Raw genomic sequence first — 2,264 nt, forward strand, 5'->3', positions numbered from 1 at the left:
ATAAGGCTTTCATCACCCGAGCAATGTAACGGCGTGACACCCAAATATTCTCTTTCTGTAAATCAAAACGAATTCGTCTTGTACCATAAGACTGATAGCTCTGATTAAATAGCGTCACGATTTTATTGGCATAAAGCCCTACTGATTTTTGTCTATTCAATTTACACTGATAATAAGCATAATGTCTTGATAATCCTAAATATTGACATAGCTTTGTTATGCTATAACGATGTCGATTTGCTTTTAGGATAGCGATTTTCGTCCTATTATCAGTGCTGCTTGCTTTAAAATATCGTTTTCCATACGGAGTTGTTTAAGCTCTTTACGCAATGCGATTAACTCTTGTTCTTGTGGACTGCGATTATCTTTTGTTTTAAATGAGCCGCTTTGGCTTGCTTGCGTTATCCAACGGTCCAAAGCTGATGGTGTCAAATCATATTCGGCAACGATTTCACTACGTGATTTACCATGTTGATAAAGACTGACCATTTGGTGTTTAAAATCATCTGTGAATGTTCGTCTTTTGCGTTTAATCTTATTCATATTTGTTCCTTTTTTAGTTGTGATAAGTTTACCTTACCCCTTAAAAAAGTTGTATGATTTAGTGTAGCCGATCCATATCTTTTAAAGATTATTTCTAATAAAATATGAAGTGAAACAAAAAATTGTGATATTGGGGCTTAATTTTGTAATAAGTCTTGTATTGTAGGAAAACACCAAGTTGCTTATATTTCATGGTTAAAATGATTTTTTAAAAACTCATAAGGCATTTTGTTGGAAATTACTTAACCTTTTGTTTTTTATCTTTGAATGGTGAACTATTTGCTGAGCATTCCATTAAGGTATGTATTATTTTTTTGATTAACCCATTTATTTGAGGAATACCTGTTTCGTGAGTTTTTAATTGGTATGATGGTGATCACACGCTTCACTAAGAAGGATTCTGAGAAGTTTTAATCATCAAATGATATTGATTCCTAAATCTGTTTACAAAAATATAATCTAAAAAGTGAATATTTTTGTAAATACCCTATAGTACTTACCTGGAAAATTACGCTTATGCTGTTTGTTTTAGTGTTTTATATTTTATAGAAGTTGTGGTATTCAATATTTAACAGCACATTTCAGCGCTTAAATGGTTGTAAGGTTAACTATAATTTTTAGTCAAATTAGTGACAGCTATTTTTTGATAAAATTGAATTTATATTTTTTAAATTTTAGTTTATTGATTTATATTTAAAAAAGATGGAGGAAGCGCAAGAAAAGTAAAATTCGAGCAACTCAATTGTTAGGATTAATTACTCTCTAGGTCTTTTAGCTGGAAGAAATCTTTTTTATCAACTAATTCTCTTTGTAATAGTGCTATAAAACTTATACTCCACTAAACGGTTATCATCTTGTAAATGTTGTTCAATGGTTCATGTTTACATTAGGATTCATCATTTCAGCCCTTACAGTCATAATAATAGAAAAATTAAAACACAATATTAAAATAAATAGTCTATTTTTCATGTACAGTTGAACTTACTAATTGATTCAAAAGTTGCTCTTGTAGATAGTGTAGCACGTAGTCTAAACTAAAAAAGTTATTACACTCTGTATTAATCGCTTTGATATATCCAATTTTATTCCTTGATTTGACACTATCAAGCTAACTTATTCACATAGTGCTTTATTTACACTTTTATATTTTTTTACACTAAAATCTGTTGAAGTTCGCATTGTATACTGTATATTTATCCATATTCTTTTTTTACCACGATAACTAAAAAACAGTGGTGATGTTCTTTCGTTTAGTTTTTAGGAGTATTTTCTTGTACAAATTCAGTTGTATTGTGCTTGGCTGTGTTGACACATCTATTATTAATCAACTACCGTTGGTGGATATACCAGTTAGAGCTGGTTTCCCTTCGCCTGCTGATGATTATTTAGAAGCGAAACTCGATTTAACTGAGCATTTAGTCAAACACCCAAGTGCGACCTATTATATCAAGGCAATGGGTGATTCAATGGTGGATTATGGTGTTTTTAGTGGAGATTTATTAATTGTTGATCGCTCTTTAGAGCCAGTAGTCGGTGATGTGGTCATTGCAGCCATTGATGGAGAGTTAACCTGTAAATGCCTTGGCGTAATTAATGGTCAATATCATTTATTAGCTGGTAATGCGCTTTATCCACCGATCTCATTAGCTGGTAAAGAAGTGCATATTTGGGGAGTAGTGATTCATACGATCCACTCTCTCAGAGGTCGTGGCTATTTGTGA

3 protein-coding genes are annotated in these 2,264 nt (G+C 31.8%); 1 reads left to right on the forward strand and 2 read right to left on the reverse strand.

From position 1 onward, the window contains the following. The coding region (locus A9G38_RS12830) for an IS3 family transposase (protein ID WP_442902855.1) at positions 1–118 on the reverse strand (118 nt) is incomplete at its 3' end. Between the two features lie 125 nt (positions 119–243). Then, entirely contained in the window at positions 244–543 is a 300-nt protein-coding gene (locus A9G38_RS05620; RefSeq protein WP_034885636.1) for an IS3 family transposase, read from the reverse strand. A 1,271-nt stretch (positions 544–1,814) separates the two neighbouring features. Here A9G38_RS05620 and A9G38_RS05625 point away from each other — a divergent pair. Further along, entirely contained in the window at positions 1,815–2,264 is a 450-nt protein-coding gene (locus A9G38_RS05625) for a LexA family protein (RefSeq protein ID WP_202961587.1), read from the forward strand.

Source organism: Gilliamella sp. Imp1-1 (assembly GCF_001690415.1).
Lineage (GTDB): Bacteria > Pseudomonadota > Gammaproteobacteria > Enterobacterales > Orbaceae > Gilliamella > Gilliamella bombi.